The sequence below is a fragment of the Bartonella sp. B23 genome, assembly GCF_053793815.1.
On sequence record NZ_CP200033.1, the window covers coordinates 1,369,503 to 1,395,725 of the forward strand.

At 40.3% G+C, this 26,223-nt stretch carries 26 protein-coding genes and 3 pseudogenes; 5 read left to right on the forward strand and 24 right to left on the reverse strand.

Annotation, left to right across the window (positions count from 1 at the left end):
* Positions 1-2 precede the first annotated feature (2 nt).
* Both V4B17_RS05990 and V4B17_RS05995 read right to left on the reverse strand, forming a co-directional pair.
* Positions 3-602 (reverse strand): biopolymer transporter ExbD, encoded by a 600-nt coding sequence (locus V4B17_RS05990; protein WP_455479247.1) that lies wholly within the window; start codon positions 600-602, stop codon positions 3-5.
* A complete protein-coding gene (locus tag V4B17_RS05995; RefSeq protein ID WP_455479248.1) occupies positions 599-1,456 on the reverse strand; it encodes a MotA/TolQ/ExbB proton channel family protein in 858 nt (285 codons plus the stop codon). Before V4B17_RS05995 ends, V4B17_RS05990 begins: the two co-directional genes overlap by 4 nt.
* A 419-nt stretch (positions 1,457-1,875) precedes the next feature.
* Between V4B17_RS05995 and V4B17_RS06000 the strand changes: the two genes are divergently transcribed.
* Positions 1,876-2,202: a DUF883 family protein gene (locus V4B17_RS06000; protein WP_455479249.1), complete on the forward strand. Its 327-nt coding sequence runs from the start codon at positions 1,876-1,878 to the stop codon at positions 2,200-2,202.
* Positions 2,203-2,205: 3 nt separating this feature from the next.
* Positions 2,206-2,649 carry a hypothetical protein gene (locus tag V4B17_RS06005; protein ID WP_455479250.1) on the forward strand — a complete coding sequence of 148 codons (444 nt, stop codon included), beginning with the start codon at positions 2,206-2,208 and terminating at the stop codon, positions 2,647-2,649.
* Positions 2,650-2,958: 309 nt separating this feature from the next.
* On the opposite strand, the gene V4B17_RS06010 is transcribed toward V4B17_RS06005, so the two are convergent.
* The 11 genes and pseudogenes from V4B17_RS06010 to V4B17_RS06060 all read right to left on the reverse strand — a co-directional run bounded on the left by V4B17_RS06010 (position 2,959) and on the right by V4B17_RS06060 (position 13,105).
* The gene (locus V4B17_RS06010) at positions 2,959-3,168 is read right to left on the reverse strand and encodes a hypothetical protein (RefSeq protein ID WP_455479251.1); all 210 of its coding nucleotides are present in this window, start codon (positions 3,166-3,168) and stop codon (positions 2,959-2,961) included.
* Positions 3,165-3,317, reverse strand: a pseudogene (gene glmM, locus V4B17_RS06015) (phosphoglucosamine mutase); the annotation flags it as partial. The pseudogene glmM (V4B17_RS06015) and the gene V4B17_RS06010, both read right to left, overlap by 4 nt.
* Positions 3,318-3,373: 56 nt before the next feature.
* Positions 3,374-3,526 (reverse strand): annotated as a pseudogene (gene glmM / locus V4B17_RS06020) (phosphoglucosamine mutase); the annotation flags it as partial.
* A gap of 56 nt (positions 3,527-3,582) precedes the next feature.
* Positions 3,583-3,735: pseudogene (glmM, locus tag V4B17_RS06025) on the reverse strand (phosphoglucosamine mutase); the annotation flags it as partial.
* A 56-nt stretch (positions 3,736-3,791) separates the two neighbouring features.
* Positions 3,792-4,004 (reverse strand): hypothetical protein, encoded by a 213-nt coding sequence (locus tag V4B17_RS06030; RefSeq protein WP_455479252.1) that lies wholly within the window; start codon positions 4,002-4,004, stop codon positions 3,792-3,794.
* Positions 4,001-5,380, reverse strand: a complete 1,380-nt coding sequence (gene glmM / locus V4B17_RS06035; RefSeq protein ID WP_455479253.1) for a phosphoglucosamine mutase — start codon at positions 5,378-5,380, stop codon at positions 4,001-4,003. Before glmM (V4B17_RS06035) ends, V4B17_RS06030 begins: the two co-directional genes overlap by 4 nt.
* A gap of 507 nt (positions 5,381-5,887) precedes the next feature.
* Positions 5,888-8,086, reverse strand: a complete 2,199-nt coding sequence (ftsH, locus tag V4B17_RS06040; RefSeq protein WP_455479254.1) for an ATP-dependent zinc metalloprotease FtsH — start codon at positions 8,084-8,086, stop codon at positions 5,888-5,890.
* A 118-nt stretch (positions 8,087-8,204) separates the two neighbouring features.
* Positions 8,205-9,734, reverse strand: a complete 1,530-nt coding sequence (tilS, locus tag V4B17_RS06045) for a tRNA lysidine(34) synthetase TilS (RefSeq protein ID WP_455479255.1) — start codon at positions 9,732-9,734, stop codon at positions 8,205-8,207.
* Positions 9,724-11,664 carry a tol-pal system protein gene (locus V4B17_RS06050; RefSeq protein ID WP_455479256.1) on the reverse strand — a complete coding sequence of 647 codons (1,941 nt, stop codon included), beginning with the start codon at positions 11,662-11,664 and terminating at the stop codon, positions 9,724-9,726. Before V4B17_RS06050 ends, tilS begins: the two co-directional genes overlap by 11 nt.
* A 26-nt stretch (positions 11,665-11,690) precedes the next feature.
* Positions 11,691-12,212 (reverse strand): peptidoglycan-associated lipoprotein Pal, encoded by a 522-nt coding sequence (gene pal / locus V4B17_RS06055; protein WP_455479257.1) that lies wholly within the window; start codon positions 12,210-12,212, stop codon positions 11,691-11,693.
* A gap of 200 nt (positions 12,213-12,412) precedes the next feature.
* Complete coding sequence (locus tag V4B17_RS06060) at positions 12,413-13,105, reverse strand: DUF1013 domain-containing protein (RefSeq protein ID WP_455479258.1); 693 nt, start codon at positions 13,103-13,105, stop codon at positions 12,413-12,415.
* Between the two features lie 385 nt (positions 13,106-13,490).
* Between V4B17_RS06060 and V4B17_RS06065 the strand changes: the two genes are divergently transcribed.
* Positions 13,491-14,237 (forward strand): YebC/PmpR family DNA-binding transcriptional regulator, encoded by a 747-nt coding sequence (locus tag V4B17_RS06065; RefSeq protein ID WP_455479259.1) that lies wholly within the window; start codon positions 13,491-13,493, stop codon positions 14,235-14,237.
* A gap of 381 nt (positions 14,238-14,618) precedes the next feature.
* Here V4B17_RS06065 and tolB read toward each other — a convergent pair whose 3' ends face one another.
* From tolB to V4B17_RS06120, 11 genes are all read right to left on the reverse strand, one after another.
* Complete coding sequence (gene tolB / locus V4B17_RS06070; RefSeq protein ID WP_455480198.1) at positions 14,619-15,941, reverse strand: Tol-Pal system beta propeller repeat protein TolB; 1,323 nt, start codon at positions 15,939-15,941, stop codon at positions 14,619-14,621.
* A gap of 43 nt (positions 15,942-15,984) precedes the next feature.
* The gene (locus tag V4B17_RS06075) at positions 15,985-17,574 is read right to left on the reverse strand and encodes a hypothetical protein (protein WP_455479260.1); all 1,590 of its coding nucleotides are present in this window, start codon (positions 17,572-17,574) and stop codon (positions 15,985-15,987) included.
* 76 nt (positions 17,575-17,650) lie between these two features.
* Positions 17,651-18,103: a protein TolR gene (tolR, locus tag V4B17_RS06080; protein ID WP_455479261.1), complete on the reverse strand. Its 453-nt coding sequence runs from the start codon at positions 18,101-18,103 to the stop codon at positions 17,651-17,653.
* Positions 18,104-18,115: 12 nt separating this feature from the next.
* On the reverse strand, positions 18,116-18,829 hold the full coding sequence (gene tolQ / locus V4B17_RS06085) for a protein TolQ (RefSeq protein ID WP_455479262.1): 714 nt from the start codon (positions 18,827-18,829) through the stop codon (positions 18,116-18,118).
* A gap of 312 nt (positions 18,830-19,141) precedes the next feature.
* On the reverse strand, positions 19,142-19,582 hold the full coding sequence (ybgC, locus tag V4B17_RS06090; RefSeq protein ID WP_455479263.1) for a tol-pal system-associated acyl-CoA thioesterase: 441 nt from the start codon (positions 19,580-19,582) through the stop codon (positions 19,142-19,144).
* Between the two features lie 197 nt (positions 19,583-19,779).
* On the reverse strand, positions 19,780-20,874 hold the full coding sequence (gene ruvB / locus V4B17_RS06095) for a Holliday junction branch migration DNA helicase RuvB (protein WP_455479264.1): 1,095 nt from the start codon (positions 20,872-20,874) through the stop codon (positions 19,780-19,782).
* Positions 20,875-20,887: 13 nt separating this feature from the next.
* Positions 20,888-21,505: a Holliday junction branch migration protein RuvA gene (ruvA, locus tag V4B17_RS06100; RefSeq protein WP_455479265.1), complete on the reverse strand. Its 618-nt coding sequence runs from the start codon at positions 21,503-21,505 to the stop codon at positions 20,888-20,890.
* Between the two features lie 12 nt (positions 21,506-21,517).
* Entirely contained in the window at positions 21,518-21,685 is a 168-nt protein-coding gene (locus V4B17_RS06105) for a hypothetical protein (protein ID WP_455479266.1), read from the reverse strand.
* On the reverse strand, positions 21,682-22,191 hold the full coding sequence (ruvC, locus tag V4B17_RS06110) for a crossover junction endodeoxyribonuclease RuvC (RefSeq protein WP_455479267.1): 510 nt from the start codon (positions 22,189-22,191) through the stop codon (positions 21,682-21,684). Before ruvC ends, V4B17_RS06105 begins: the two co-directional genes overlap by 4 nt.
* A 164-nt stretch (positions 22,192-22,355) precedes the next feature.
* Positions 22,356-22,874, reverse strand: a complete 519-nt coding sequence (locus V4B17_RS06115) for a DUF1465 family protein (protein ID WP_455479268.1) — start codon at positions 22,872-22,874, stop codon at positions 22,356-22,358.
* Between the two features lie 175 nt (positions 22,875-23,049).
* A complete protein-coding gene (locus V4B17_RS06120; RefSeq protein ID WP_455479269.1) occupies positions 23,050-24,180 on the reverse strand; it encodes an OpgC family protein in 1,131 nt (376 codons plus the stop codon).
* Positions 24,181-24,297: 117 nt separating this feature from the next.
* Between V4B17_RS06120 and V4B17_RS06125 the strand changes: the two genes are divergently transcribed.
* Both V4B17_RS06125 and V4B17_RS06130 read left to right on the forward strand, forming a co-directional pair.
* Positions 24,298-24,972, forward strand: a complete 675-nt coding sequence (locus V4B17_RS06125; protein WP_455479270.1) for a thiamine phosphate synthase — start codon at positions 24,298-24,300, stop codon at positions 24,970-24,972.
* Complete coding sequence (locus V4B17_RS06130; protein ID WP_455479271.1) at positions 24,969-26,018, forward strand: tetratricopeptide repeat protein; 1,050 nt, start codon at positions 24,969-24,971, stop codon at positions 26,016-26,018. The genes V4B17_RS06125 and V4B17_RS06130 overlap by 4 nt, the downstream gene beginning before the upstream one ends.
* The last annotated feature ends 205 nt before the right edge of the window (positions 26,019-26,223 follow it).

Genomic DNA, 26,223 nt, shown 5'->3' on the forward strand with positions numbered 1-26,223 from the left:
CATTACTGGATAGGGGACTCCATTGTTGGACTGCTTATATTGTTGACCGCACGGCTGATTGCACGCACTGCAGCATCATTTGCCACACCTATCCCAATATTACCCGTTATATTGCTTTCTACAATATCGGTATTACTTACAACACCATCACCTGCTACCACTTTTTCTGCAGCATTGGAAGATTTTTGTAATCCCATAAGACCAATTTTAGTATATCCAGCAGCTCGTATTTGATTAAGCAAATCCACAACAGCTCCATAATCAACTTCGCTATCAGCTTTGATCAAAATCCTTGTCTCTAGATTTCGATTTGTTGCCTTCAACAAAACTTTTTCAAACGCTGTTTTGCTAATAAGATTATCACCAACATAAATAAAACGATCTTTTTGCAAAGTCACATAAAGGGGCTCGTCAGGTTGGATCACAGAAGGCACTTTGATTATAGAAGGAAGCTGAACTGGAATAACAGATGTTGCCAAGGGCGCAGCAACCATAAAAACGATAAGCAATACCAGCACAACATCAATAAAAGGGGTTACATTTATCTCGTTGTGCAATCCATTCTCATCGATCTCCCAATTATCATTAAAGCCGGCTTTCATTTTTTACGACTTTTCTGTTGACGATGTCTATCCAGTTCACGGCTCAAGAGCCTCTCAATTGCAGCAGCTACATCTCCTAAATCATTGCGATAACCACTCAAAGCACGCATAAGACTATTATACATAACAACGGCGGGAATAGCTACAAAAAGCCCGACAGCTGTTGCCAGCAAAGCCTCAGCAATTCCAGGGGCAACCACATCAAGCCGCGTTGTTTGAGACTGAGCAATACCTATAAAAGAATTCATGATTCCCCAAACGGTCGCAAAAAGACCAACAAATGGAGCAATTGCCCCAATAGTTGCCAAAACAGCACTGCCACATGCAACACGTCGCGCAGCAGCCAGCAAGCAGCGTGACAAAAGCGAATGAACCCTTTCCTTTACGCCCTCATTAATATCGCGCACGCCCTCACCATACCGACCAATTTCCTCATAGAAGAGGTTATCTTCATGCGTAATTGGAATCTCTTGTCTTGCATGCGCTCTTTTAGCAGAATCTCCCCCTTCAGTACCCATAAAACGAACCTGTTGTGTAGAGAGATACACTTCTTTAAGAACTTCTTTTAAAAAGACCACACCGGCTCCTTTGCTTTCTTTTAAGCTAGCAGCCAAACGCGTAAGGGTATGAGCATTAAGAGCCAACTGAAGTTCCTGCCGTACCCTTCGTTTTGCCAAAGAAATCTCAACGATTTTGACAAAAGCAATTGTCCAAGATGCAAGAGACGCTAACAACAAAAGAACGATGACGGTTTTTACAACAACATCAGCCGCCATAAACATAGAAAAAGGGGAAAGACCATGCGACGCAAATACAGCAGACGTGTTCTCTAAGGGTACTGTTTCAGATTCCATTTCTTCTCACATCGTTATGAACTTCATTTATTCTATCTTACAGCTATACAATCACCCTCGTAGCATCACTTTCCCACAACATCACATCCATTTTAACATCATTTTGTGTTCAGTCTAAAAAATAAAACCTGATAAATCAAGTATAGTTTTATTTCAAGAAAAAAATTTTTCAATATAGACGTTTCAAGAAATTTATCTCAAAAAACAGCTTCCTTGCGCAAAATACTTAAACGCACAAACTGCTTTTATAGGTAAGCAAGACTCACTGTATCAAAAATATTTTTAAATTACACAAAAGAGGGAACTAAAAAAACTGTTTGACGTTACAAAATCAGTAAAAATTTTTACTCCCAAGCAAATGATCACTAGTGAACACACAAATGGTGAGTAATGATAAATCAAGATAGGAAAAAAGCATCATGGCAAACAATAAAACAACACGAAATCAAAAAATGGCAATAGAAAAATCCTCACACGGACAATTAGAGCAATTACGCAATGACGTTTCAGAGGTAACCTCAACATTAGCAAATCTTGGTGCAAACAAATTGAACGCAGCCAAAAACGAGGCCGAAAAACTGTATAACGCAGCGAAAGAAAACAGTGAAAACATTCTCTCTCAAGCGAAAGACAAGCTTGGTGATCTTGAACAAAGCATTAATCAATACGTTCGAAAAAATCCTAATAAAAGCGTTTTTTTTGCAGCAAGCATTGGTTTTATTCTTTCTCAATTATTGCGTCGTTAAGCAATGCATAGGTTTATCACTCCTCTTTTAAACCATCTTGTCGGTGGGGGTCTTAAAAGTACGGTCAAGCAAATGCGCCTTCAAGCAATTTGCTGTGGCATTGTGGGCATTTCATTGTTCATGTCGTCGCTATTTTTATGTATCATAGGTTTTCTTGCGTTATGTTTGGTTATGAAACCGCTTGCAGCAGCTAGTATAATGTTTTTCATTTGTTTGTTTCTTGCGGGCTTAGGTATTTTCATTATCCACATTCTGAAAACCTATCAACGCTACGAACGACAAAAGCAATCGGAAGAACAACACCATAAACTTATGACAGATGCGACACTTTCCAGTATTGCACTTTTAAGTAAACATCTGCCTTTTGCAAAATTGAGCGTTCCAGTTCTTGGACTTGCCACCTATCTTTTATGGAAAAAAGACAAAAAAGACCACTCTTCAAATTAAGAATGTACAATTGCACATTCTCAATTCCCCGGTGTTTTCTTTCATTTGAGAGAAAACGCCTTTTTATTTTCCATCGGCTCATGTTTCAGCGGGATTAATCCTAAAAAATTAATGTTTAATTTCTTAAGAAGGGATGCAACAAAACCACATCATTTTCAGCATCCCCTTTGCAATAAAACATCTTTTCCATCGTGTTTTATCGTTGCGTACATGATAAAATCATTGTGAAAATATCCGTCAAATTTAAGCGATCATGTATTCGAAAGTATCTGAGAATTATTCTTCTGTAGTGTTTATACTTCTCAACAGCTAGAGATGCCAAGAGGCACTAACTTTAGAAAAATCATCATGATAGGTAAGCACATCTATCATCTCTGTTACAACATCATTGAGAACTTCTCGTTTATCTCCTTCGGCCATAATGCGGATAACCGGCTCAGTTCCAGAAGCATGAACCAGCTCACCAACATATCTTTTAATGCAGCTAAATTTTCCTGCAAGCCCTATAAAGGCACTCATGATCCTTCAATGGAAGCACTAACTTTAGAAAAATCATCATGATGGGTAAGCACATCTATCATCTCTGTTACAACATCATTGAGAACTTCTCGTTTATCTCCTTCGGCCATAATGCGGATAACCGGCTCAGTTCCAGAAGCATGAACCAGCTCACCAACATATCTTTTAATGCAGCTAAATTCTCCTGCAAGCCCTATAAAGGCACTCATGATCCTTCAATGGAAGCACTAACTTTAGAAAAATCATCATGATGGGTAAGCACATCTATCATCTCTGTTACAACATCATTGAGAACTTCTCGTTTATCTCCTTCGGCCATAATGCGGATAACCGGCTCAGTTCCAGAAGCATGAACCAGCTCACCAACATATCTTTTAATGCAGCTAAATTCTCCTGCAAGCCCTATAAAGGCACTCATGATCCTTCAATGGAAGCACTAACTTTAGAAAAATCATCATGATGGGTAAGCACATCTATCATCTCTGTTACAACATCATTGAGAACTTCTCGTTTATCTCCTTCGGCCATAATGCGGATAACCGGCTCAGTTCCAGAAGCATGAACCAGCTCACCAACATATCTTTTAATGCAGCTAAATTCTCCTGCAAGCCCTATAAAGGCACTCATGATCCTTCAATGGAAGCACTAACTTTAGAAAAATCATCATGATGGGTAAGCACATCTATCATCTCTGTTACAACATCATTGAGAACTTCTCGTTTATCTCCTTCGGCCATAATGCGGATAACCGGCTCAGTTCCAGAAGCATGAACCAGCTCACCAACATATCTTTTAATGCAGCTAAATTCTCCTGCAAGCCCTATAAAGGCACTCATGATCCTTCAATGGAAGCACTAACTTTAGAAAAATCATCATGATAGGTAAGCACATCTATCATCTCTGTTACAACATCATTGAGAACTTCTCGTTTATCTCCTTCGGCCATAATGCGGATAACCGGCTCAGTTCCAGAAGCACGGATGACCAATCGCGCATCTTTTCCCAAACGTCGCATTGCCTGATCTATTGCTGTTTTTACCGGATTTTTCTTCAACACATTTTTGTTTCTAACCGTTACATTTTTTAAAATTTGCGGCACAGGCTCAAATCGTTTACACAACTGGCTCATAGGAATTTGACTCTCTTGCATACAAGATAACACCTGCAAGGCAGCCACTAGTCCATCGCCAGTTGTACCAAAATCACTGAGCACAATATGCCCAGAAACCTCTCCACCAATATTATATCCTTTTTGGCACATCGCATCGACCACATAGCGATCTCCAACATTTGTCCGAACAATATCCAACCCTTTGCTGTTCAAGAAGCGCTCGAGTCCAAGATTTGACATAATAGTTGTAACAACACCATTACACCGTAATCGTCCAGTTTTATGCCAATGCTCAGCAATCACAGCAATCAATTGATCTCCATTAATGGTTTGCGCTTTTTCATCAACAAGCAGAACGCGATCGCCATCACCATCAAGGGCAATCCCCACATCAGCACGCACTTCATGGACTTTCTTTTTTAAAGAAGCCAAATCGGTTGATCCACATTTTTGATTAATATTGGTACCATTTGGCTCATCATGAATGGCAAAAACCTCAGCCCCCAATTCCCACAAAGCACGGGGAGCAGCTTTATAAGCAGCACCATTAGCGCAATCCACAACAATACGCAGAGCATCTAGGCGAACATCCCGAGGCAAAGTTCGTTTTGCGTATTCGATATAACGATAAATATCTCCCTCGACCCGTTTTGCATAACCAATTTCGGCACAACTTGCTAAAGATTTTGAAAGATCTGTATCGATCAATTGCTCGATTTTTGCTTCCGTATCATCTGAAAGTTTAAAACCATCCGGACCAAAAAGTTTAATTCCATTATCATAGAAGGGATTATGAGAAGCAGAAACCATTACTCCAAGATCAGCACGCAAAGAACGACAAAGCATAGCAACAGCAGGTGTTGGCACTGGCCCCAATAAAAAAGCCTCCATCCCCGCGGCAGTCAATCCTGAAACCAAAGCATTTTCCAACATATAGCCAGATAATCGAGTATCCTTACCAATCACCACACGCCGCGATTGACGTTGTGACCGAAACAACACCCCCACAGCCATCCCCACTTTCATGGCAAAATCTGGTGTCATAGGAAAGACATTCGCTTTCCCCCGAATCCCATCTGTACCAAAATATTTTTGTGCCATCCCTCTTAATCCTTTGTACACACTTCTTCTCTTACAGCTCTGTCAGAGTGGAAATTCTAGGACGACGAGATTCCCCGCATGTGATAAGACCGCTTGCATCCCTTCATTTTTTTAGAGCATCAATACGCACACCACACCTGCCATTTAGAACAAATCTCTACTTCCCACAACGATGCACATCGCATACATTATGCACCTACATCGCACGCATAAAGCAACACTCCCCTCTCATCAGATGCTCTACGCATACAACCATTTAAACAAAATCAAAAACAGCCCTACAACCTTTATTCTCACGCATTGTACCCCCCAAAATACCAATCTTTTGATCATGCATACAGCGTAAACACACAAATCACCCACATATCTGTTCACACACCGCGAACATACAATCCTCTAATATCTCTTGCTTATATACTCTCCCCACATTAATTACGAGGCGCGACCCCCCTCTGCTTGCGCCTCTCGCAAAAAACTTCTTAAAATATTTCTCCAAAATATGGTCATTTAAACGTCGTTAGAAGGCTCTTGTTTTTCTTTATTTCCTCCCGTAGCATTTGACTTTTTCTCAGCAAGGACTTTATTTTCAGAACGTTTTTCTGCTTTAAGGGCATTTTTTGCGGCATTTTTTACACGTCGCGTTTTTTTCTCATCCTCACGAGGCTGTACTTTCTTAGACTTAGCATCACCGGATTTTATTGTTTTCTTTTCAGCTTTTTCCCGTACCTTTCTTTCCTCCACTTTACCAGAATCGATTTCATCCGTGTTTTCTCTATCGATATCCGTTGTAGCAATGTCAGTTTCCTCTTCTGTTGTTATCTTAGGCTTTGCTTTCATTGCTCTAGTTTTAGGCACAGAAAAAGTTTTTGGAGTAGCACCTTCATCTTTTTGTGTTCGTGAAGGAGGTTTTCCCGCAATTACTTCTTTAATTTCAGCTCCCGTTAAAGTCTCATATTCCAGCAAACCCTTCGCAAGAGCAAACCATTCTTGTCTTTTTGTTTTCAAAATTTTTGTAGCACTTTTATAAGCATCATCAATAAGCTTACGTACTTCCATATCGATCATGCGCGCTGTTTCCTCAGAAACATTTTGTGTTCGAGCCACTGAATGCCCCAAAAAGACTTCATCCTGGTTATCGCCATAAGCAACATTACCAAGGATATCAGAAAATCCCCAACGTGTTATCATTGCGCGTGCTAACTTTGTCGCTTGCTCAATATCGGAAGATGCACCGGAAGTGATATTTTCTTTTCCGAATTTCAATTCCTCAGCCACGCGTCCTCCCATCATGATTGCCAGACGTGAAATCATCCACCGATAACTCATGGAATATCGATCACCATCAGGCAATTGCATAACCATTCCTAACGCTCTCCCCCTTGGCACGATTGTTGCTTTATGAACAGGATCGGCCACCGGGACATTAAGAGCCACGATAGCGTGCCCCGCTTCGTGATAAGCGGTAAGTTCTTTTTCTTCTTGTGTCATAGCAGATGAACGACGTTCAGCGCCCATCATCACCTTATCTTTTGCATCTTCAAACTCTTGCATAGTTACGACTCTTTTATTGCGGCTAGCAGCCATGAGAGCAGCTTCATTCACAAGGTTCATCAGATCAGCACCAGAAAATCCTGGAGTTCCTCTTGCAAGAATTTTTAGATCCACATTAGGAGCTAAAGGAACATTACGCGCATGCACTTTTAAAATTTGTTCGCGTCCAGCAACATCAGGATTTGGTACGACAACCTGTCGATCAAAGCGTCCTGGTCTTAACAAAGCAGGATCGAGGACATCGGGACGATTTGTTGCGGCAATGAGAATAATACTTTCATTTGGCTCAAAACCATCCATTTCGACAAGCAGCTGATTTAAGGTCTGTTCACGTTCATCATTTCCGCCTCCCAGTCCTGCTCCGCGATGTCGTCCAACAGCATCAATTTCATCGATAAAGATGATACATGGAGCATTTTTTTTAGCCTGTTCGAACATATCACGCACACGGCTTGCACCAACACCCACAAACATTTCGACAAAATCTGAACCTGAAATGGTAAAGAAGGGCACATTTGCCTCACCTGCGACAGAACGTGCAAGCAAAGTTTTACCAGTTCCTGGTGGACCAACAAGCAAAACGCCGCGTGGAATACGCCCTCCCAAGCGTTGAAATTTTTGTGGTTCACGTAAAAATTCTACAATTTCCTGGAGATCCTGCTTTGCCTCTTCAACGCCTGCGACATCCTGAAAAGTAACACGACCTTGCGCCTCATTGAGCAATTTTGCTTTTGATTTTCCAAATCCCATTGCCCCGCGTGACCCGTTTTGCATTTGTCGCATAAAGAAGACCCACGCCCCAACGATAATAATCACAGGGAGCAAAGAAAAGAAGAGATTTAGGAAGATACTATTTCCAGAGCTTTCAGGAATAGCCTTAACATTAACATTTTTACTTTCCAATTTCTGGATCAAGCCTGGATCTCGTGGCGCATAGGTTGAAATAACTCTGTGCTCAGCGGTTTGTCCTGTTAATTTTTGCCCTTGAATGGTCACAGATTTCAGCTCATTATTCTCCACTTTTTGCAAAAATTCGGAATAAGAGACATCACCCCCGCCAGAACGTTGGCTATCTCCATTAAAGAGAGAAAATGACATAATCAAAATCAAGGCTATAACTCCCCAAATGAGGAGAGAGCGGTAATTGGAATTCATATTCGGCTCACACTTAATCAAATATAGACTTTAAATTATTCCCTTCCTAACATATAACCTTGTCTGTCCCTTGCCAAGGCATGATAGAACATTTATTGTCTTTTAGGGTGTTTTTTCTTTATCTTTTTATCTCAGTATTAAAAAAAGGTTCCACAACATTGACAAGATCAGCATCTTCGCATGACAAAATCCAATTGAAAGGAGCCATAATTCGCTTTATGATGACATTTGGATGGGACATCGCTTGAAAAGTTAGCTCTGGAATGTTGTAGCCTTTATCATCTGAGATCATCAGCAACGATTTTAAAGAGGGAAAATGGGGATTTTCAAAATCAACACAGCTGTTTTGCATTAAATCTTTTATCTGTTTCAAACCTGCTGCTCCAACTTTTATGGCATTAACTCCGTTGTTTATAATCTGATATCGCCCGTCCCATAAGAAAGTTTTTCCTGGTTGTACGATTTGCTCTTTCATATTTCGAGATTCGCGCCAAAGAGCGATTTCGCTTCTGCTGTACTCGATAACAGATCCAGCCAGAGTAAAGCGTTGTTTTTGGGAAGAGCAAAGACAAAGTCTTTGCATGATGGTACTCAATTTTTGCACGGGAAGCAAATAGGATCCTCCTCCCATTAACACCGCGAAGATCCCAATAACAAAAGGAAAACCTGGATGTTTTTGTAAAAATGGTGCAGGCATCATGATGAAACAACGCCCATATTCGACGGCGATATCCAGAGCCAAAATTAAATCGGCAATAATTTTTGCCTGTTGATGACGCCTCAGTGCAGCTTCATGAATTTTTTGTACAACAACGGCAATTTTTTTTTGATGAAGTGATTGGCGCACGCGCACACGCTCAAAATTGCGATCTTCATTTGTTGGATCCTCGATCCATGTTTTTCCTTTTAGGCGCAAATATGCACGCAATGTTTTGCGCTTTACAGCAAGAAGCGGACGAATCAGGCGTATTTTTCGACAAAGTAATGCTTCACGTGGGATACACGATAAACCACGTGCATATATTAACCTATCGTTTATTAACTCATCGTTTTTTTCGGCAATAAGAGAGCTTTTTTGCACGATATCTTTTCCAGCTTCTACAGAATATATATCATCACGCATATTCTCAAAGGATTCACCTGATACAATACCGAAAGATTCTCTTGCATAATCGCCGCCATATATATCCGCAAAAGCCCATTTTTGCCTCTCCCCTATATCCCTCTGGAGACGCTGATAGCGCATCTGATAAGTTTCAACCTGATCATTAAGCGTATGCCCTGTCATAATAAGCGTTGCGCCTTGTTTTTGCGCTTCTCTAAACAAGAGATTATAGCGTGCAATACGGGCACTTGAAGCGATATGCGTCTTTGGTTTTTTGCCTTCCCACCGTACAATACTATGTTTAATACGATGGGCATGACAAATTTCTGCAACATTTTCTGCCTCACGAGCTGATTCTTTACGTAATTGATGATCAACAGTGACAGCAATTATTTCCAAAGGAACCGAGAGAGTTTTTAAATGGTCTTTGACTAAAAACAGCAAAGCCATAGAATCACTCCCCCCTGAGACCGCAAGGATCACCCTTTGACATTGGATAAAATCCGATGTTTTAAAGAGATTTCCTGCTAGTCTAACGCACACCGCGAACAGCCTCATTCCTTTTTAGAGGTTTACAAAAAATGGACTCCAACGTTTTAGAGTGTTCTGATCTTTTTGCAACAAGTGCACAAGCCTCTTTATTTTTGTCAAGAGAGACCATACTTCCTGACAATTTCAGCAAAATCTCAGAGGTATAGAGCTTCTTTTTGTCTGTATACCATGCGCTAAGATAGACTTGTGCTGCTTCATAATAGCGTTTTTGTCCCAACAAAGCTTCTGCCAACCAAAACAAAGTATCATCACTCAAAGGATCTTCTTTATAACGCTGTTGAAAAGCACAAAAGGCCTTCTCAGCTTCAACATAATTAGCAGAAAGAATAAAATCGTAGCCCTGCTTATACAATGCTCTAGAAGAGAGAAGAGAGAAATCCTTACTCTGCTGTGATTCGACATCATTTCTTTCTTCATGTGTCTTCTCTAAACGGTTATGGACTTCCTGCAAATAACTTTTATGATCATGGCTCTCCACTTTAGCATCATGGCTCTCTGCGTTGACAACATTATTCTGATCATCTTTCACACTGTGCTTTTGAACCATTCCTTCCTTTACAGTCTGCAAATTTTTATCCAAAGGTGCACTCTCAAAGGCACAAGAATAAATAGAAGAACCTTTTTCATCAAAAAGATGATGGAATTGCTTTTGCACATTCTTCAAACTATTATGCTCAAGTACCATTTGCACATTATGCAAAAGTTTATCTAAATCATAATCTTTAAACAGAATCTTCTGATTTTCTAAAATGACCCCTCCACTTTGAACTATCCCATGAAAGGCAGCTTTATTCACTGCATCAGCAGCTTTATCCGCAGCACCAGCAGCAGCTTTATTCACTGCATCAGCAGCTTTATCCGCAGCACCAGAAGCAGCTTTATTCACTGCATCAGCAGCCTTATCCGCAGCACCAGCAGCAGCTTTATTCACTGCATCAGCAGCTTTATCCGCAGCACCAGAAGCAGCTTTATTCACTGCATCAGCAGCCTTATCCGCAGCACCAGCAGCAGCTTTATTCACTGCATCAACAGCTTTATCCGCAGCACCAGCAGCAGCTTTATTCACTGCATCAGCAGCCTTATCCGCAGCACCAGCAGCAGCTTTATTCACTGCATCAGCAGCCTTATCCGCAGCACCAGCAGCAGCTTTATTCACTGCATCAACAGCCTTATCCGCAGCACCAGAAGCAGCTTTATTCACTGCATCAACAGCCTTATCCGCAGCACCAGCAGCAGCTTTATTCACTGCATCAGCAGCCTTATCCGCAGCACCAGAAGCAGCTTTATTCACTGCATCAACAGCCTTATCCGCAGCACCAGCAGCAGCTTTATTCACTGCATCAACAGCCTTATCCGCAGCACCAGAAGCAGCTTTATTCACTGCATCAGCAGCCTTATCCGCAGCACCAGAAGCAGCTTTATTCACTGCATCAGCAGCCTTATCCGCAGCACCAGCAGCAGCTTTATTCACTGCATCAGCAGCCTTATCCGCAGCACCAGCAGCAGCTTTATTCACTGCATCAACAGCCTTATCCGCAGCACCAGCAGCAGCTTTATTCACTGCATCAGCAGCCTTATCCGCAGCACCAGCAGCAGCTTTATTCACTGCATCAGCAGCCTTATCCGCAGCACCAGCAGCAGCTTTATTCACTGCATCAACAGCCTTATCCGCAGCACCAGAAGCAGCTTTATTCACTGCATCAACAGCCTTATCCGCAGCACCAGAAGCAGCTTTATTCACTGCATCAGCAGCCTTATCCGCAGCACCAGCAGCAGCTTTATTTACTGAATCGGTAGCCGAATCATCTTTAGAATATTGGGAAAACCACCGCGCCGCACTTTGAACGGATGAAGCAGAACAAGCCATGAGAATGCCCATAAAAAAGGCAATTCTCCAATTTTTACTACGATATATTGACATACTTTTCTCCCCTTAAGAATCAATTTTTAATTACTGTTCATACCATTAAGTGTTGTAACAGCACGACGATTTTGGTTCCAACAAGAAATATCATCACATATGGCTACAGGTCTTTCTTTTCCATAAGAAATCGTTTGAATCCGTTGCGCAGATACACCAAGAGAAACCAAATAATTCCGCACAGCAACAGCCCGACGCTGACCCAGTGCTAAATTATATTCACGCGTACCCCGCTCATCAGCATGACCTTCAATCATAATAAAATAATGAGGATAACGAAGTAACCATTCTGCTTGGCGCATTAAAACACGTTCAGCATCACTATCAATTGAAGAAGAATCGAGACTAAAGAAAACGCGATCTCCAACATTAACAGCAAATTCTTGTCCCGAACCTGGCATTCCTTGATTAAAGCCAGCATTATTCAAATAAGCGCCATTTACGCCGTTTGGTGCACCGACATGTCTCTTTCCACACCCTAGCAAAAATAGTGAAAAAAATAGAACTACAGCCAAGGGATGAAGAATAATATTTTTTATAGAGCGCATATGCTAATTCTCCTTATTATGAACATGGAAAGTGAACAGATATATTCTTTCAAAAGTGCTCCAAAAATGATTACTAATTCCTAATGAAGAAAAATTTTTCTTAATTTTTACCTATTATCCCTTTTAAAGGTCCATTACTTTTTTCCTATCTTTTCAACATCAATGAAAAATCGCTTTACACTTAGGGTATATCTTTTTGTTTATGCATCACCATCCTGACGCTTTTTCTGCATTGCATTCAGTTTCGCAAAGACTTTATCGACATCGAAACTCTTTTTAGGATCATTTTCCACTTGATTTTCGTTGAGATCCACATTTTCCGTTACTGATGCGGGAAGCAAAGATGGATCTCCTTCTGCAGCGACAGGACGATTTTTCGCAGCACGCTGGAGTTCTAAATCCAAATCAATTTGTGAACACAACCCTAACCCTACAGGATCGAGAGGAACTAAGTTAGCACTATTCCAGTGGGTTCTAAGGCGAATTTGTTCAATTGTTGCTTTTGTTGTTCCGATCAAGCGTGCGATCTGTGCATCTTTCAATTCGGGATGATTTGTCACTAACCATAAGATACCATTTGGACGATCCTGTCGTCGAGAAAGAGGGATATATCGTGCACCTTTACGTTTTTTTTCAGGGATACGTACTCTAGACTCAGAAATTCTCAAACGTGCATTTTGATCAGCCTCTACCCGAGCGATTTCACTACGTGTTAACTGCCCAGAATTAATCGGATTCAGACCTTTAATACCATAAGCAGATTCACCATCAGCAATAGCTTTTACTTCCAACACATGCAATTTACAAAATTCTGCAATCTGTTCAAAAGAAAGCGCAGTATTATCAACCAGCCAAACAGCTGTGGCTTTGGGCATCAAAAGTTGCGTTGCCATTTTTATAACATCCTCTCACTTTGCCTCTTTATTGAAGATTGAGGCAGGTTATTGCCCCCTCGGGAGCATTGGGGTCTTTATTTCTATACATCATGTTCTCTTACCCCACTCTCAAATAAAGCGAGTCATGGAATAAACCAATTTTGCCATGAAATTATGTCTTTTATAACCTGATTTTTCACGAACGACAAGACATCTCTCTTATAACTTATAACGATCCTCAACAGAGTGTCTTTACCTTTAAAGTGAATTTTCTTATAAGGGATTTATTTGATCATTTCACCTTATATTTCGACATGTTTATCTTGTTGGGATTCATGTTTTACCACCTTGGATTTAAGAACATCCCAATTGAAAAGAAATCCCCAAGATTGGAAGGAAAATTATGGCAGGCCATTCACAATTTAAAAATATTATGCACCGTAAAGGGCGTCAAGACGCGATGCGCTCGAAAATATTTTCTAAGCTTGCACGCGAAATTACCGTTGCAGCCAAACAAGGGACCCCTGATCCATCTATGAATCCACGCTTAAGGCTTGCTGTCCAAAATGCCAAAGCACAGTCTATGCCAAAAGATAACATTGAGCGTGCGATTAAGAAGGCTTCAGGGGGTGAGGTTGAACACTATGATGAGGTACGCTATGAAGGATATGGTCCAGGTGGTGTTGCAATCATTGTTGAAGCTTTAACGGATAACCGCAACCGCACTGCTTCAAACGTGCGCGCTGCCTTTACCAAATCTGGTGGTGCGCTTGGGGAAACAGGCTCTGTCAGCTTTATGTTTAATCGAATTGGTGAAATAATTTATAAACTGGAAGCAGGAACAGCCGATAGCGTCATGGATGCCGCAATCGAAGCAGGTGCTGAAGATGTGCAATCGGAAGAAACTGAGCACCATATTACCTGTGCATTTGAAGATATTGGCGAGGTTTCTAAAATTCTTGAAGCAAAACTTGGCGAAGCAGAATCAATCAAAACGGTTTGGAAAGCCATCACTTTAGCACCAGTAGATGAAGAAAAAGCTTTATCTGTTTTACGGCTCATTTCAACATTAGAAGAAGATGATGACGTACAAAATGTTTATGCTAATTTTGATGTTAGTGATGAAATTTTGGCGAAACTTTCTGGTTAATTTCCATGCAACATCACGGTATGTGCTTTGTTTTTCATACCTTCTTACTTCCTACACAACGATACAATCATCTCTTGCCTTTCCATAAGAAATACAAATCCCTGCTTCAAGAAGGGTGCACCTCATACAAACGAGAAAACACTTCCAACAAAAAGCACAAAAGCTTTCTGGTAATTTTTTTCAAAAGATTTTTTCCTCAAAGATATGATTCCGCAAAAAATCTCACCACCCATAAACCGCAAAAGATGCAGTATAAAAATTCGAAACACATTCATAAAAATTGAATGTAAATGGATCCTCCTTTTTAACTTGTTAAAGACAATTATTGTTGCGCGGATCTCATAGACCTTCACACGGTTTATTTTTATCCAATCACTCGTTTTACTGTAGAGAAAGCAAGGGTGACCATGCTGGATCAGAGGCATCGTTTGGTGTGGGTAACTGGCGTTCATTGCGTCCAGTAATATCAATTGTATAAATTTTTGGCCCCATGCCTGGATTTTTGCGAAAGAACATCAGCACACGACCATTAGGAGCCCAAGTTGGTCCTTCATTGTGAAAACCTGTAGTTAAAATCCGCTCTCCTTGTCCATCAGGATGCATAACGCCGATAGAAAATTGTCCTTCTGACTGTTTTGTAAAGGCGATATAATCTCCCCGTGGTGACCAAATAGGTGTAGAATAACTTCCTTCATTTGAAGAAATGCGCTGGAGATTTCCCCCATCCGCATCCATTGTATAAATTTGCGGCTTTCCACTTCGGTCTGATGAAAAAACGATCCGTGTCCCATCGGGCGAATAAGAAGCTGATGTATCAATGGCTGCAGTTGTTGTAAGCCTAGTCATTGTGCGAGTACGTAGATCCATAGTGTAAAGATTTGCGCTTCCATCATTTTGCAATAAACTCATGATGACTTTTTGCCCATCAGAAGAAAAACGTGGTGCAATTGTCATATTGTTAAAAGCTCCTATCAACTCCCTTTGTCCCATTTCAATTTGTTGAAGATAAACATGGGGCACTTGCTTATGTTCGTAAGCCATATAGGTAATTTCCTGTCGTTTTGGCGAAAATCGAGGAGTTAGAACCAATTCACTGCCATCAGACATATAGATCAAATTTGCTCCATCTTGATCCATCATTGCTAAGCGTTTAACACGTGCATTTTGAGGGCCTGTTTCATCGATAAAAACAATCCGTGTATCAAAATACCCACTTTCGCCTGTCATTTCTTTATAGATCTCATCGGCAATCATATGCGCGACCCGCCGCCAATGTTCTATTGCGGTATAAAAACGCCGCCCTTTAAGTTGACGTTTTCCAAAGACATCCCATAAACGAAAATCGACTCTCAATCGCCCGTCGGATTCTCTGATAACTTGTCCTGCAACCAAACCTTGCGCTTTTATTTTTTCCCAATGAGAAAAATACGGTTGTTTGTTTGTATCGGAGATTTTTTCAAAAAAAGTTGTTTTATCAAGAGGTAAAAAAAGTCCTGACCGTTCAAGATCAGCTGTCACCACGGCCGTTATTTTTAATCCAATAGAATCATGGGAAATAAAATCCGTAATTGCGATGGGAATGGGGTTAAAGTCAGCACTAAAAATAGTACCTTTGAGTTGTGCATGAACCGATGAAAAACTCGCAAGCCACAAACCGCAAGTGACAATAAACCAAGAAAAAAAATTGTACCTCGTTATAGTCATCATGGAATGTATCCTTTCATTGAGAGAAAAATATTTCCGTACTTCATCGTGTTATTTCTTGGAGGGGATCAACATTAAAATCGAAACCCTGCCCCCATAAATCATACTGATTGCGCGGAAGGTCGGCATAAGGCTGGCATGAAAAAACAGCCGCATACACCTGTCTTATCATAATGGCTTGCTGACTCTGCGCACCCCCTAATGGATCAATTACCGGATCTCCTATAACCATTCCTTCACGGTTTAGGTAAAATCGTAAACGCACAATGGGACGGTTTTTTAAATCACCACCAAGCGCCACAAGTTTAAGCTTCCGTTGGATACACCCCCCCACGAGGTTAACCAATGTTTGTGCCATTTTTGCAGTATCATCAATATTTTTTTTTGCTCCCAAAGCCTCCAGTGTATCAGAGCGCTTTGCTCCACCTCCTTGCGTGCGTACACGATTAAGCAAATTATTTTCTTCCAGAGCTAAAATATCTTCAATGGACCTGTCCATTCTTTGATGTTTTTTCTCATCTTGCATAATTTGTGAAGCAGATTTTTTAGCAGGTTTTGGTTTAAACCGCGGAACATGAGGTTTCTCTGGTAATGCAATTTGAGGAGCCTGTTGACGTTCTGGTATTTTCTCTACAGACATTTTTTCTACCCTGGGAGTCAATTTTTGCGGCGATATCAATTGTTCATTTTTTCGCGTTTCTAAAAGCGCCTTTTCCATAACCTCTAAAGCAGCCTCCTCTGCTGTCTTCTCTAAAGGCACCTTTTCCATAACCTCTAAAGCAGCCTCCTCTGCTGTCTTCTCTAAAGGCACCTTTTCCATAACCTCTAAAGCAGCCTCCTCTGATGTCTTCTCTAAAGGCACCTTTTCCATAACCTCTAAAGCAGCCTCCTCTGATGTCTTCTCCAAAGGCACCTTTTCCATAACCTCTAAAGCAGCCTCCTCTGATGTCTTCTCTAAAGGTACCTTTTCCATAACCTCTAAAGCAGCCTCCTCTGCTGTCTTCTCTAAAGGCACCTTTTCCATAACCTCTAAAGCAGCCTCCTCTGATGTCTTCTCCAAAGGCACCTTTTCCATAACCTCTAAAGCAGCCTCCTCTGATGTCTTCTCTAAAGGTACCTTTTCCATAACCTCTAAAGCAGCCTCCTCTGCTGTCTTCTCTAAAGGCACCTTTTCCATAACCTCTAAAGCAGCCTCCTCTGATGTCTTCTCTAAAGGTACGTCTATTTTTGCTGCTGATAATTCTTGTTCTACAGGCTCTGATACAGATTTTTCTAGCGTTTTTTCTTCTCCTGATGGCGAAGATGCTGTATCAACGAGTCGGGGTTTTTCTTTTGGTCTAAAAGGTACAAGACTATCTACCTGCCCTTCTCCTACGTGGAGCGCATCTTCTTTTTCTTGTGGTTTAACCGTTTGCTTCATAGCGGGAATTATACGCACAGGTGCATTCATCTCACCTTGTTGGGAGGAAATCTCTTGGCTCAGAGGAGCAAGAGTGATCGGAATTGCTTCCAGTTGTTGTGGTAAAGAGACAGGATTGATGAAGTAAACAGCTCCCCAACTAAGAAGAATTACATGTGCTACAAGTGACAAAGCCAAGCCTCGTTTCATGTTATGATAAGAGTCTTTGTTCATTTCCACGCCTTGCATTTTTTATTTTAAGCACTCCTGATATCGTTTTGCATACAATATATGACGGTTTATCATACTCTTATTGTGCCAGACTTGCTAAAGCAACTTGTGAAAAACCTGCTTTTTGAAGTTTAGCGAGCAGTTTTAACACTTGTTGATATTCAACAGTTTTTTCAGCACGCACAAAAATACGTTGGTTTTTTTGTGTAGGATTATTTTCCAATTGAAGTTTGAGCTGTGTAATGAGAATTTCCGCTGTGTCATAATAATCTTGATTAATAGCCAAGCGCCCTTGTGCATCGAGTGAAACTGTAAGTGGAGCGTGCTGCATTTGCACAGGTTCAGCCTGGCTACTCGGCAAATCAAGGGGGACACCATTGACCAAAAGGGGAGCAGAAACCATAAAAATAATCAACAACACCAGCATAACATCAACAAGCGGCGTAACATTAATCTCGCTCATCAACTGGCTGCGTGAATGACTCCGCCTACGCGTCTTTTTCCGAGAAGAATAAGTAACAGAAACACTCATAAATAGTCCCCTTTAGAATGATGAATTCGCTGTACGTGTTTCATCGATACGTCGTGATACAATTGTTGAAAATTCATCGGCAAAATTTTCTATTTGTGCAATGATCCATGCACTTTCATTGATCAGCTTGTTATAGGCAATAACAGCTGGAATTGCTGCAAACAAACCAATAGCAGTTGCCAAAAGTGCTTCGGCAATACCTGGTGCAACAATTGCAAGAGATGTATTTTGAGATGCTGAAATGGAAAGAAAGGAACTCATAATACCAACAACCGTACCAAAAAGACCAAGAAAAGGTCCTGCTGAACCAAGTGTTGCAAGAAACCCTAATTTTGATTCTATTTTTGCGCTTTCGCGTCCCAAAGTAAGATCCATAGCTTTATCAATTCTGCTTTGCAGACTTGTTGATGTATGAATACCTTTTTCCAAAGATTTTTTCCATTCCACCATTGCTGCCATAAAAACCGCAGTTATACTATTTGTGCGCTGATTTTTACATTCTGCATAAAGATCTTCTAGCGCCTTTCCTGACCAAAATATGCGTTCAAATTTTTTTATTTCACGCCGTATTCTCCGATAGGTCAAGATTTTATCAAAAATAATTGCCCAACTCCATACAGAAGCCAGCAGCAAACCAATCATAACAACTTTAACAACAGAACTTGCTTGCATAAATAAATGCAAAATTCCGATCATTTCTGGATTCGTGAGTTCTACATGCGGCATAATTTTTGTTCCTCTAAATGAAAAGTTCATTTGTTAAATTTCATAAAGCAGATTGTTTTACAGTTTCTAAATTTAAGAAAGCAACTTCATTATCTCTTCTACCAAAGAACCCGTATAATATCACAATTTTAATGAAGCATATTTTTAAACAGAAATTGTTGAAAAAAGCCCTTTGGGTAAACAGCGTGGTTTTCCTGTCTCATTAATAAGAGCAATTTCAACCTTTGCTGTTACCAACATAACATCCTCATGAAGGATATGTTATTCCATAAAAGAACCCGTATAATATCATAATTTTAATGAAGCATATTTTTAAACAGAAATTGTTGAAAAAAGCCCTTTGGGTAAACGGCGTGGTTTTCCTGTCTCATTAATAAGAGCAATTTCAACCTTTGCTGTTACCAACATAACGTCCTCATGAAAGATATGTTGCTCCATAAAAAAGCGTGCCCCTTGAATATGGTTAACCCGTGTTTTGAGTGTTAAAAGATCATCGATTTGCGCTGGTCGTGAAAAATTGATTTCCATATGGCGGACAACAAAAAACAGTTTTTCACCCTCAACACCCGCTGCCAACATCTTGCTATTAAGACCTGTATCCCGTAAAAATTCTGAACGTCCACGTTCAAAAAACTCTAGATACCGTGCATGGTAAACCACACCAGAAAAATCTGTATCGGCAACATACACGCGCACCTTAAAATCATGAAAACCATTTGTAGAATTACCTTTGAAAGAGTTTGTTTCAGTCATCTACTCCATCCCATAAAATTGTTTGCTGTAGCGAATTATCTTGTACATGGAGCATGTTGAACGCATTTTTGTGTTGAAGTCGTGGAAATCAGAATACAAAATTTCAATACTCCCAATTTTTTTCGTAAAAATGTCTCCCAAGCAGTGCATTTGTGAGAGAAAAGTATCTTATATTTGCACTTATTAAAGAAGGTGTTTTAATCGTCTTTTCCATCCCATAAAGTTGTTTGGCGTAATGCATTATCTTGTGTATCAAGTATTTTAGCACGTATTTGTGGTGAAATCTGAGCATTAGGAGGACAAAGTCCACAATGGCTCCAAGCTTTTTCTGTAAGAATACGCCCACGAGCAGTGCGTTGCATAAACCCTTGTTGGAGAAGATAGGGCTCAACAATATCTTCAATAGCATCACGCGGTTCTGAGAGAGCAGCAGCGATCGTTTCAATTCCCACTGGCCCTCCTAAAAAAGTTTCTGCAATCAACCGCAAATATCGATGATCAAGAGGATCAAGGCCAAGATGATCAACTTCGAGGCGTAAAAGTGCTTCATCTGCAATCTTACGATCAATTTTTTCTGCCCGTTTAACCAGAGCAAAATCACAAACTCGCCGTAAAAGCCGTCCAGCAATTCGTGGCGTACCGCGCGCTCTACGTGCAATTTCATGAGCACCATCATCACTAATCTTTACCGAAAAAAGCCGAGCGTTGCGTTGAACGATATATTCTAATTCTTCTATAGTATAAAAATTGAGGCGGATTGGGATACCAAAACGATCTCGTAACGGTGTAGTCAACAGCCCCAAACGTGTTGTTGCAGCAACCAAAGTAAATTTAGCAAGATCAATTTTAACTGAGCGCGCAGCAGGTCCTTCACCAATGATAAGATCAAGCTGATAATCTTCCATAGCTGGATAAAGAATTTCTTCAATTGCTGGACTTAAGCGATGAATTTCATCAATAAAAAGAACATCGCGTTCTTCTAGATTAGTCAAAAGGGCTGCCAGATCTCCTGCTTTAGCAATAACTGGTCCTGAAGTGGAGCGAAAATTAACCCCTAATTCTTTTGCCATGATTTGCGAGAGCGTTGTTTTTCCCAAACCAGGTGGCCCAACGAACAAAACATGATCGAGTGCTTCTTGGCGTGCCTTTGCTGCTTCAATAAATATTTTCAAATTTGCCCGCACTGCTTCTTGACCAATAAAGTCATCAAGCACTTGTGGTCTTAAAGAACGATCTGGATCGCTAGGGAGAGGAACAGCACCCAAAAGTCGTTTGTCTTCATCTTTATGCATTTTTACCTTTTACTCAAGTGGGAGGAGAAAGCAGTTTAAGAGTATGGCGAATAAGCATAGCAGAGGAAACGGTTTCCCCTTCAAGAGCGTTCATCGCCAAAGCGAGAGCACGAGCTGCTTGGTCGCGTTCAAACCCGAGCTTTATCAGAGCAGAGAGCGCCTCATTTGTTGGTTGATTGATTTCATCTATATGAGGGAGCGAAGGGTTATGAATCGCATTTTCGTAGAAGGGGAGCGTCTTGCTTTTTAGTTCTCGGACAATTCTTTCACTGACTTTTTTACCAACTCCTGGAGCACGACTCATCATTGCAACATCATTTAAGGCAATCGCTTGTGCGAGTTCATCTGGTGATAAAGTACCCAAAATTGCCAAAGAAACTTTTGCTCCCACGCCAGGAACATTTTGCAAAAGACAAAACCACTCTTGTTCCGCTTTTGTCAAAAAACCAAAAAGGCGAATAGCTTCCTCCCGAACATGTGTTTCGATAAAAAGACTTATACTCTCACCAATCGCCGGTAAAGAATGACGCAACCGATTTGATACAAAAATAACGTAACCCACCCCTTGAACATCTACAAGGACATGATCATCAAAGATATGTTCAAGGATACCTTTTAATTTTCCAATCATTCGTAATTCCGATTATACTGCAACCTTTGCATAATAAGATTCGTTGACGTTCCTACGATGCGCACATTGGCAAAGCGCAAGCGCATCAGCGGCATCACTACTATCAAATTCAGCACGAGGTAGCAAAATTTTTACCATCATAGCATAAACATCAAATATATATTCGACAAAGCAAATCATGCTCTAATCCTTAAACGATGAGAGAGACTGCTACGATGCATACTGTGGCAAAGTGCAAGTGCAAGTGCATCAGCGGCATCACTACTATCAAATTCAGCACGAGGTAGCAAAACTTTTACCATCATATGAATTTGTTCTTTAGCGCCATGACCAACACCAATAACTGATTTTTTGACTTTATTCGGGGCATATTCAAAAACGGGAAGATTTGCTTGCGCTGGCACAAGCAGGGCAACAGCACGCGCTTGACCAAGTTTTAAAGTTGCCGTAGCATCTTTGTTGACAAACACATGTTCCACAGCAGCTTCATAGGGCATAAATTGATTCACAACCTCTGAGAGCCCTTTGTAAAGCTGACACAGCCTAGAGGCAAGATCACAGCGTACATCAGAAGCAACTGTCCCTGCCGCAACAAATTGAAAGCGATTACCGAAGAGATCGATAATACCCCACCCTGTACGCCGCAGTCCGGGATCAATACCTATAATACGAATCGTCTCTGCCATAAACCCCAGTCTATATACTTTCTCCGCATTTCGAAAGAGATTAGAGAGGAAATAAAACAAAAGCAACCGAGAAAACGCCCGAGCAAAGCAATTGATCAAAAGGTGTTTTGAGAACAGCAGCACACAGCAAGATAAATGAGAAAAATAGAGAAGATCGAAACTTTTTAGGAACTTCTAAATGCTTTTTTAAGCAATTCCATTTGTTTACCCACCGGATTGTCTTCTTCCAAGACATGAAAACGTCCGTCTTCTTTTCCAAAACGCATGTAGTGCATACGCGCTTCTAGCCGCAATGAACAAGCAACAAAATTGCGGAAAACTTCTGGCAGCTCTTGCCAATGAGCGGTTTCGAATTTTAGCGTTGGTGTATGTAGCGATACCTTTGCGATTTCTTTTTGTATTTGTTCTTGTGTCATTTCTCCCTCACGCTCTGCGCGAAGAAGGAGAAGCTGAGAAGCAATTTGCATAAGTCTTGTACTTAAATACATAGCTTCTTTCGCATAAATTTCAGAAATTTCTGTAGAAAAAGAGCGTGCCGCAAATTTTCCTTCTGTGTCAATATAACTTGCTGTTTTTTCAATCAATATCATTGTCTCTTCGTAGAGACGATTAAAAGCATTTCCAAAAGCACCATGTTCGATCATAATAATGGGCTCATCATGGGGACGTTTATGTGCGCTCACGTTTTTCTACTCCACATATCAGCACAACAATTTTTCTACTCAACGAAATGAGAATTAAAAAGTTTCTTTATACTGCCGCATAGAATGCTTTTTTTCAATTGAGTACCTCTTTTAAAAGCTTCAGGCAACGTGCTTCTCACTCTAAGGTTAACGCACATATGATGGCGCTGTAAATTTATCGGTTACCTAAAAAAGACTTTTGAAAAGATTGACGTTTTTCATAATAATAAGCCACCCAAAACTGCACCGCAATGCCACTTATAATTAAGAGACTATCGGAAAAAAACGTTCCCGTCATCACTGTTTTTAAAATTTGTCCGAACATCGCAAAAACAGTGCCAGTCACAAAGACAGGTAAACTGTGTTTTCCTAAAATTGCCAAAGGGTTTTGCTTTGAGACATGCAACAACTTATTCAAGCGCGGTATAGAAAAGATGAGTGTTGATAATGCAATGACATGAATCAGACGCGGTAAACTTAAAAAAGTTTTATTAAAATTAAACAACGGGGAGGACCATCCAAACCACTCAATAGCACCCCACCAGTTTAAGCGAACCCATAGCAATGAGAGCAAAAGATATGTAGCTGCCAAAACAACGAAAAAAGGTTTAAAGATTATTGTTTTTCCTTGTTTGAAAGATAAAGCAGCGATCATCCCTATAACAAACAAGAATTGCCAGGACAAAGGGTTTAAGAACCATTGTCCTTGTAAGGGGTAAGAGGGTGGAGCAATTTCATAAAATCCGCAGATGAGATAAAGTATGAAGGATCCCAAAAGCAGTAGGCCTTTATGTTTACAACTCAAATAAAGGGCAAAAGGTGCAAAAAGCATAAGAACAATATAAAGCGGCAAAATATTATTATAGCCTAATTGATGCCCAAAACTTAAAGTACTAAAAAATGCAACAAATGGCTGTGTAAGAAAGAGACCTATATTGTTCATCAATAAAAGTTTTTCCACATGCAACAATAAAAATCCTGCTAAAAAAAGGCTTAACGTTGCAAAAGTTGTAAAAAGATGTGCCGCATAAAGTTGAAAAGCTCTCCACCAAAGTTTGTGCATGGTGAAAATAACGGGTTTATTCTGTAAATGCGCATGAAAGCTTAACCCAAGAGAAATTCCTGAAATTAAAACGAATGCTTCTGCTGAATCAGAAAAACCGAAATTTTTATGTGTTAGCAACTCATAGAAAGTTCCAGGAATATGGTTGATGAAAATTGTCAATAAAGCTAAAGAACGAAGAACATCAATGCGTGTATCGCGATGAACAGGATACGTATGATGAAGAATGCCCTGATATCCCATAAATGATCCCCACAAATCATATAAAGTATTTTTTGGTATAACAAAGAAAATTTATAAGATAAAGTTTTAATTTTTAAGTGTTAAATTCTTTAATATTTGAAGAAACAAGAATTTTTTATGACGAAACAAGCAAATAAAATAATTGATCCTCCTTTTTTTCCTCAATTAGTTTTAACATTCGATATTCGGCGTTCTATCTCCCCGGATTTTTTGCAAAAAATCTTACAAAGAAAGTTTTTTGCATGCGTAATTCTCTATGACTCTCAGTTTGACAACGTTTTTTTACAAAAGCAAGCGCAACTTTACGCACAAGATATTCAAAACAAGGATATTGCCCTTCTCATTTCTGGTGAGAACAGAATAGCTGAACGGATAAAGGCTGATGGTTTTCATATAGAAGGTGATCTTAACGCTCTTGAACATTTGAAAAGTCTGAAAAGGGAACAAAAAATCATTGGTTATGGAAATATACGTGACCGCCATAGTGCCATGCTTGCTGGAGAATCCGGAGTTAATTACCTTTTCTTTGGAAAACTTGGTGCTGATAAAAAACCACGGCCTCACCCCCGCAATCTCCAATTAGCAGGATGGTGGTCAGAGATTATGGAAATCCCTTCTGTTTTACAAGCGGGAAGCGATTTTGCAACGTTTGATGAAGTATTAAAAACAGCCAGTGAATTCATCGCTGTTGAAGAAATTATTTTTGGGAACAACAATCCCTTGATGCTGCTTGAAATGATGAAAGAAAAATGTGAAAATTCCCCAACCATTACGAGAAGGGAACATCCATGATTAAACAAAGCATCACACTGCTTATCGTGGGATTGTTTTGGCTTTCAAGTGCCGTGACTGTTGCAACTTCTGCTAAAACCGCTGGTAACTCCTCAAATTTTGAAAACTCTTTGAATGATATTCAAAATGCTTCAGACTCAGACAAACCGTTCCAGCCCTTACAAACTGGACAATATGATCAAGCCTATGACTACTATGCCCAGGGCTATCATTTGAATGCCTTTCGTGAAGCACTCAAGCGTGCTGAACAAAATGATCCTTTCGCACAAACTCTTCTTGCCCAAATGTATACAGAAGGATACGCCGTTCCTCGTAATGAGGTGCGTGCCGCTTTTTGGTTTAAACGTGCAGCAAAACAGGGTGAACCACAAGCACAATTACGCTATGGACTTATGTTATTTGATGGTAATTTTATTACACAAAATAAAGAACTTGGCGAAGAATTCATCCGAAAAGCTGCAGAATCTGGAGTAAAAGAAGCCTATTTTTATTATGGAGAATTGCTGCTTTATAAAGCTTCGCATGAAAAGCAAAATCTTCCTGGTGTTACTTTACAAAGTCGCGAAAATGAATCTGTAGAACAGGCACTCAAATGGTTCTTAAAAGGTGCCGCACTTGGTGATTCTGAGGCTTCTTTTTCTGCAGCAAAAATTCTTTCCATAGGCACTTTAACGCGGCCAAAGGATGACCGTAATGCGCGTAAACTGATGGAAATTGCAGCCCAAAACGGGCATACTACAGCCCAAATTCTTTTGGCGCAATGGCTTATAGAAGGTCGCGGAGGAGAAACTGATTTTCAACGTGCTTTTCATTTGCTTCTAAGCAACGCCACCAACATGGTTCCGCCGGCACAAGTTTCTCTTGCAAGACTTTATCGAGATGGCATAGGCACAAAAGGCGATACGGTAATGGCCGCAGCATGGTATATGCTTGCAAAGCACGCAAAACTACAAGCGCCTGATCTTGAAATGATGCTTGAAGGAATGAACGATGCAGAATTAGAACAAGCACGTAAAGAAGCAACGAAGTTCCTTCCTATTTTTTAAGAAACGCCTTTAAAATGGAGCTCTTTATTTCAAAAAAGAAATTGAAGCAATAAATCTTCATAAAAAATTTTGTGTAACTTGTTAAAATGCTTGCGTCTGAATACTTTTTATGGTCTTGCAAAGAATTGAAAACCAATAATACACAGAAGTTCTGTATTTGGGAGTATTTTCCAAGCTTTTTTCTCTGCAAAAACAGTAAAAAAGC